The sequence below is a fragment of the Mycobacterium asiaticum genome, from assembly GCF_001668675.1.
Lineage (GTDB): Bacteria > Actinomycetota > Actinomycetes > Mycobacteriales > Mycobacteriaceae > Mycobacterium > Mycobacterium asiaticum_D.
The window spans coordinates 1-6,653 of the sequence record NZ_LZKQ01000012.1 but is presented as its reverse complement, the minus strand read 5'-3'; the positions used below and the strand labels follow the sequence as shown (position 1 = coordinate 6,653).

5 protein-coding genes, 2 tRNA genes and 1 pseudogene are annotated in these 6,653 nt (G+C 68.3%); 4 read left to right on the top strand and 4 right to left on the bottom strand.

Features of this window, described 5'->3' with window-relative positions; all coding sequences use genetic code 11:
• Together A9X01_RS30290 and A9X01_RS01200 are read left to right on the top strand one after the other, a co-directional pair.
• Window positions 1-1,390, top strand: a pseudogene (locus tag A9X01_RS30290) (PE family protein); the annotation flags it as partial.
• Between the two features lie 76 nt (window positions 1,391-1,466).
• Window positions 1,467-1,967 carry a pyridoxamine 5'-phosphate oxidase family protein gene (locus A9X01_RS01200; protein ID WP_065118920.1) on the top strand — a complete coding sequence of 167 codons (501 nt, stop codon included), beginning with the start codon at window positions 1,467-1,469 and terminating at the stop codon, window positions 1,965-1,967.
• Window positions 1,968-2,036: 69 nt separating this feature from the next.
• Here A9X01_RS01200 and A9X01_RS01195 read toward each other — a convergent pair.
• From A9X01_RS01195 to A9X01_RS01180, 4 genes are all read right to left on the bottom strand, one after another.
• Window positions 2,037-2,109: transfer RNA gene (locus tag A9X01_RS01195), tRNA-Glu, on the bottom strand.
• A gap of 84 nt (window positions 2,110-2,193) precedes the next feature.
• Window positions 2,194-2,265 (bottom strand) — tRNA-Gln (locus A9X01_RS01190).
• A gap of 104 nt (window positions 2,266-2,369) precedes the next feature.
• A complete protein-coding gene (gltX, locus tag A9X01_RS01185; RefSeq protein ID WP_081282141.1) occupies window positions 2,370-3,836 on the bottom strand; it encodes a glutamate--tRNA ligase in 1,467 nt (488 codons plus the stop codon).
• Window positions 3,833-4,621, bottom strand: a complete 789-nt coding sequence (locus A9X01_RS01180) for a fumarylacetoacetate hydrolase family protein (RefSeq protein WP_065118917.1) — start codon at window positions 4,619-4,621, stop codon at window positions 3,833-3,835. Before A9X01_RS01180 ends, gltX begins: the two co-directional genes overlap by 4 nt.
• 251 nt (window positions 4,622-4,872) lie before the next feature.
• On the opposite strand from A9X01_RS01180, the gene A9X01_RS01175 reads away from it, so the two are divergent.
• Window positions 4,873-6,129: an MFS transporter gene (locus A9X01_RS01175; protein ID WP_065118918.1), complete on the top strand. Its 1,257-nt coding sequence runs from the start codon at window positions 4,873-4,875 to the stop codon at window positions 6,127-6,129.
• Window positions 6,130-6,168: 39 nt separating this feature from the next.
• On the top strand, window positions 6,169-6,653 hold a 485-nt coding region (locus tag A9X01_RS01170; protein ID WP_155771861.1), incomplete at its 3' end, for an MFS transporter.

Genomic DNA, 6,653 nt, shown 5'->3' with positions numbered 1-6,653 from the left:
CGGCGGCAGCTCCACCACCGACGGCGGGGCAGGCAAAGACGGCGGCGCAGGCGGCACCGGCGGCACTGCCGGGGCGGCCGGCGCGGGAGCTGACGGCGGCAAGGGCGGCACCGTCGGCACCGGCGGCACCGGCGGAAACGGCGGCAACGGCGGAAACGGGGGCAACGGCGGCTCGGGCGACCCAGGCCACACCGGCGGTCTGGCCGGAAACGGCGGTCGTGGCGGCAACGGCGGAGCTGGCATCGACGGCGTCGGCGGCGGCAATGGCGGCAACGGCGGCAACGGGGGCGTCGGCGGAAACGGCGGGAGCGGCTCAACGCCGCCGATTCTCAACGACGGGAGGCACGGAGGCGTCGGAGGCGCCGGCGGTAACGGTGGCTTCGGAGGCGACGGCGGTGCCGGCGGGGGCAGCGGCGGCAACGGCGGCAATGCCGGTAGGGGCGGCAACGGCGGGAACGGCAGCGACGGCCGGGGCAGCGGCCACACGGGCGGTACCGGGGGTCAAAGCGGCAAGGGCGGCATCGGCGGCAACGGCGGTGCCGGCAACGGCAGCGGTAACGGCGGCAACGGCGGCAGGGGTGGCGACGGTGGGACCGGTGGCCACGGCGCGGACAGTGTCGGTGGCGCCAACGGCGGCAGGGGCGGTAGGGGTGACGCGGGCGGTGCGGGTGGCGCCGGCGGCCAGGCCAGCGGCAGCGGGACCGCCGGTGATGGCGGCGACGGCGGGACCGGCGGCACCGGCGGCACCGCAGGCCGCGGTGGCAACGGTCAGAACGGCGATGGGGGCAACGGCGGCTTTTCCGGCACCGGCGGCACCGGCGGCGCCGGCGGCGACAACACCGGTTCAGGCAATGCCGGCAACGGTGGCAAAGGCGGCGCCGGCGGCACCGGCGGCACCGGCGGCAGTGGCGGTTCCGACGAGAATGGGGGCACCGGCGGCCCGGGTGGTACGGGCGGCACGGGCGGCGCCGGCGGTAATGCGACCGGCACCAGCGGTAACGGCGGCAACGGTGGCGACGCTGGCCACGGCGGTACCGGCGGTAGGGGCGGCAGCGGTGGTAGCCCCATCGGCGATGGCGGTGACGGCGGCAAAGGCGGCGGCGGCGGCAAAGGCGGTCGTGGCGGCGATGGCGCCGGCAACGGCGACGGCGGTGACGGCGGGATCGGCGGCGACGGCGGCAACGGCGGTGGCAGCGGCCCCGGCGCCGGGCCGAATCAAGACCGCGGCGACGGCGGCGACGGCGGCAACGGCGGCAACGGCGGCAACGGCGGCACCGCCGGCGATGGCACGCAGGGTGCGCTGGGCATAACCGGTAGCCCCGGCTCCCCGCATAGCAGTGAAGACGCGGGCGGCGGCGGCAGCGGTGGCGGGGGCGGCGCCGGCGGCTGATAGCAGCGACAGGCTGGCCGGCCTACCGCAACCCCGCGGGTGCTCGGGCCGGACGATCGCCTGCCAAACTGACGCGATGGGAACCAATCAGCGCGCGCTTATTGTCATGTCCGAGGCCGAGATCGCCGACTTCGTAGCCAGCAGCCGCACCGGCACGCTGGCCACCGTCGGTCCGGACGGCCAGCCGCACCTGACGGCGATGTGGTACGCCGTGCTCGACGGTGAAATCTGGCTGGAAACCAAGGTGAAGTCACAGAAGGCCGTCAACATCAAGCGGGATCCGCGGGTCAGCTTCCTGATCGAGGGTGGCCATACTTATGACACGCTCCGCGGGGTTTCCTTCGAGGGCATTGCCGAGATCGTCGACGATCCCGAGACCTTGCACCGAGTCGGAGTCAGCGTCTGGGAGCGCTATACCGGGCCGTACACCGACGACATGAAGCCCTTCGTCGACCAGATGATGAACAAGCGGGTCGGTGTGCGCATCGTCAGCCGCCGCACCCGCTCCTGGGACCACCGCAAGCTCGGCATGCCCGCCATGCCGCTGGGCGGCTCGACCGCGCCGGCTGCGCAATAGCGAGCAGACGCTAAATCCCCATTTCGGTACGAAATTGGGGGATTTAGCGTCTGCTCACCAGTGAAAAAGTAGCCCCGATGGGATTCGAACCCACGCTACCGCCGTGAGAGGGCGGCGTCCTAGGCCGCTAGACGACGGGGCCGGAACCGATCCGAGCAGTCAGCATAGCTCACGCCCGTGAGCCCACCTAATCCCGCGGTATCCGCTTGGCGTCGGTGAGACTTTGCTGGGGTACCAGGACTCGAACCTAGAATGGCTGAACCAGAATCAGCTGTGTTGCCAATTACACCATACCCCATTGGCCGCCTAAAACCGCTGGTCAAGCCCCATTCTGCGGTGATAACCGCGTCCTGGGACCAGTGCAGCCAGCCGTTGTAAGCCGCAGTGCAGACTACCAAAGAATCAGGACGCACCCGCACGCGCGGCACGCAGTCGCTGCAGGCTGCGATCGCGGCCCAACAACTCCAGCGATTCGAACAGCGGCGGGCTGATCGTTGTTCCGGTGGCGGCCACCCGAATCGGGCCGAATGCCTTGCGCGGCTTGAGCGCCAGTCCCTCGACCAACGCCGCCTTGAGGGCCTCCTCGATCTGCGCGGTGGTCCACTCGCCCACACCGTCCAGCGCGGCAATGGCGGCGTCCAGCACCGGGCTCGCATCCGGACCCAGCTCCTTTGCGGCGGCTTTCGGGTCGATCTCGTACTCGTCGTCGTTGAGGAACTTCAGCAATCCCCACGCGTCGCCGAGCACCACGATGCGGGTTTGCACAAGTTCGGCGGCGGTGGCGAAGCTGTGCTCGTCCAGGGCGAGGCGATGCCCGTGTGTATCCAGGTAGTCCCGCAACCGCCGGGTGAAGTCGTCGACGGCGAGCAACCGGATGTGCTCGGCGTTGAGCGCGTCGGCCTTCTTCTGGTCGAAGCGGGCCGGGTTGGAGTTGACGTTGACCACGTCGAAGGCGGCGACCATCTCGTCGAGGCTGAACAGGTCGTGATCGTCGGCGATCGACCAGCCGAGCAGGGCAAGGTAATTCAGCAGTCCCTCGGGAATGAACCCGCGATCGCGATGGGCGAACAAGTTGGACTGTGGGTCCCGCTTGGAGAGTTTCTTGGTGCCCTCCCCCAATACCGTTGGCAGATGGGCGAATTCCGGAATCCGTTCGGCCACTCCGATCCTGATCAGCGCCTGATACAGCGCCAGCTGGCGCGGTGTCGAGGGCAACAGATCCTCGCCGCGCAACACGTGTGTGATCTTCATCAACGCGTCGTCGCACGGATTGACCAAGGTGTACAACGGATCCCCGTTGGCGCGGGTGAGGGCGAAGTCGGGCACCGTGCCGGCCGCGAACGTGGTCGGGCCGCGCACCATGTCATCCCAGCTGAGGTCTTTGTCGGGCATGCGTAACCGCACCACCGGCTGGCGACCTTCGGCCAAGAACGCCGCGCGCTGCGAATCGGTGAGCTGCCTGTCGAAGTTGTCGTAACCCAGTTTCGGATTGCGGCCGGCGGCGACATGGCGTGCCTCGACCTCCTCCGCCGTCGAGAACGCGTAATAGGCCTCGCCGGCTTCCAGCAGTCGCGCCACCACGTCCCGGTAGAGGTCCGCACGTTGGGACTGTCGGTACGGCGCGTAGGGGCCGCCGACCTCGGGCCCCTCGTCCCAGTCCAGGCCCAGCCAGCGCAGGGCGTCGAGCAGGGCTAGATAGCTCTCCTCGCTGTCGCGCTGGGCGTCGGTGTCTTCGATGCGAAAGACGAATGTGCCGCCGGTGTGCCGCGCGTAGGCCCAGTTGAACAGTGCCGTGCGGACCATCCCGACGTGCGGGGTGCCGGTGGGCGACGGGCAGAAGCGGACCCGGACGTGGTCGGTTGTAGTCACGACTTTCCTTTGCGGACAACGGGATTGGTGAGGGTACCAATTCCTTCCACGGTGACGGAGACTGTGTCACCATCTTCGATCGGGCCCACTCCAGCCGGTGTACCGGTCAGGATCAGATCGCCCGGCAGCAGCGTCATCACCGCCGAGATCCATTCCACGATGGCGCCGACGTCGTGAATCATCAACGAGGTACGGGCGTTCTGTTTGACCTGGCCGTTGACATCGGTACGCAGTGCCAGATCGGCGGGGTCGACATCGGTGACGATCCAGGGGCCGATCGGGCAGAAAGTGTCGTGGCCCTTCGCGCGGGTCCACTGGCCGTCGGCCTGCTGTTGATCGCGGGCCGACACGTCGTTGCCGATGGTGTACCCAAGGATATTGTCGGCGGCCTGCGCCGCGGAGACGTCTTTGCAGGCCCGGCCGATCACGGCCGCCAGCTCCCCCTCGAAGTGCACGGGTGAGGCGTTGGCCGGCAATCGAATCGGCACGTTCGGCCCGATGATCGCGGTGTTGGGCTTCATGAAGATCACCGGGTCGGCGGGCGCCTGACCACCCATCTCGGCGATGTGGTCGGCGTAGTTCTTGCCGATGCAGACCACCTTGCTGGCAAGTATCGGGGCCAGCAGCCGGACGTCGGCCAGGGGCCAGGAACGGCCGGTGAAAGTTGGGGTGCCGAACGGATGCTCGGCGATTTCGCGGGCGGTCAGGCTGTTGGGGTCGTCCAGTTCACCTTCGATGCTGACAAAGGCGACTCCGTCTGGGCTGGCGATTCGACCAAGGCGCATTCGGATGAGCCTAGCGAGGGTGACAATGCGGGCCCGCAGGGCCCGAGGAGGAGGCCCGCGATCAAGCCGAGCGAGGGTGACGATGCGGGCCCGCAGGGCCCGCTTGCCGACCGCACACTCGCCGAGACCGCAGAGTTGCAGCGAAAGGGCGAGTGCAGCCCTGCAAATTTGCAGTCTCGACGTCGTCCTCCCCCACACCCCCGTTCGAATCAGCCCTCCTTATGACGTCACTTCTGTGCAAGCATGGCTTGATGTCATCGCACGCGGTCAGCGCGGCGACGCGCTGGTCGATGGTGGCTGTCGCGCTCGTGGTGACTGCCAGCGCGTTCAGCTTCATCAATGCGGTCCCATTCCTGATCCCGGCTCTGGAAGCCGCGCACGGAACCCCGCTGTCGGAATCCGGTCTGCTGTCGGTGATGCCGAGCCTGGGCATGGTGGTGACGCTCATCGGCTGGGGCTACGTAGCCGACCTCATCGGCGAACGAATTGTGCTGACGGTGGGTTCGATGGTGACGGCGGCGGCCGCGTACGCGGCGTCGACGGTTGACTCGCTGCTGACGATGGGCATCCTGCTGTTCCTCGGTGGCATGGGTGCGGCGAGCTGCAACCCCGCCTGCGGCCGCCTAGTAGCCGGCTGGTTTCCGCCAGAGCAGCGGGGTCTGGCCATGGGGGTCCGCCAGACCGCCCAGCCGCTCGGAATTGCCATGGGCGCGTTCATGATTCCGCATCTGGCTGAACATGGACCACCGGCCCACGGGCTACTGTTTCCCGCGCTGGCATGCGCGATCTCGGCGGTGGTCGCCGCCGCCGTCGCACATGACCCGCCGCGCAAACCGCGTGCCGCGGCGCGGGACGATGAACTGGCCAGCCCCTACCACGGAACCACCGTGTTATGGCGCATTCATGCACTTTCCGCGCTGATGGTGATGCCGCAGTCGATGACGGTGACGTTCATGCTGGTCTGGCTGAACAAGAATCAAGGTTGGTCCGTGGAGTCCGCCGGTAGCCTCGTGACGCTCACGGCCCTGCTCGGCGCTGTCACCCGCATCGCGGCGGGCCGGTGGTCGGACCGCATCGGATCACGCATGCGCCCGATTCGGTTTATCGCCACCGGAACCGGCGTGACGATGCTGCTGCTGGCATTCACCAACAACTTCTACGGCCCCCTGGCGGTGGCGCTGATGATCACTACATCGGTAATTACGGTGATGGACAACGGCTTAGAAGCCACCGCAATCACCGAGTTCGCCGGTCAGTTCTGGAGTGGGCGCGCGCTGGGAGTTCAGAACACCGTCCAGCGGCTGATGACGCTGACCGGACCGCCGATGTTCGGCGCGATCATCGGCGCCTTCGGCTATCCGGCGGCGTTCGCGCTGTGTGGCCTGTTCCCGTTGGCGGCCGTACCCGTGGTGCCCACCGGCCTGGTGGCGCCCGGGTTGGAGGAACGGGCACGCCAGCAACCCACCACCGGCCGCCTCCGCGACCGGCTGGTCCGGTCGCGAAGCTAGCGCACGGAGCGATCCCCCAACCTGTGCGAGCATTGACAAATGCCCAGGGAGTCGACCAGCCCGGCCGCTCGCTGGACGATCGTGGTCGTCTCGCTGCTCGTCACGGCTAGCTCGTTCCTTTTCATCAACGGCGTCGCATTTCTGATCCCGAGGCTGGAAGCCGCGCGCGGAACGCCGCTGACGCAGGCGGGTCTATTGGCGTCCATGCCCAGCTGGGGCATGGTCGTCACGCTGGTCGCCTGGGGGTATGTGCTGGACCGCGTCGGTGAGCGGATCGTTTTGACGGTGGGCTCCGCGCTTACCGCTGCGGCGGCCTATGCCGCGGCCTCCGTGCACTCGCTGCTGCTGATGGGTGTCTTTCTGTTCCTCGGCGGCATGGCCGCAGCCAGCTGCAACAGCGCGGGTGGCCGGCTGGTCTCCGGCTGGTTCCCGCCGCACCAACGAGGGCTGGCGATGGGTATCCGCCAGACCGCACAACCGGTGGGAATCGCGGTGGGCGCGTTGGTGATTCCGGGGCTGGCCGA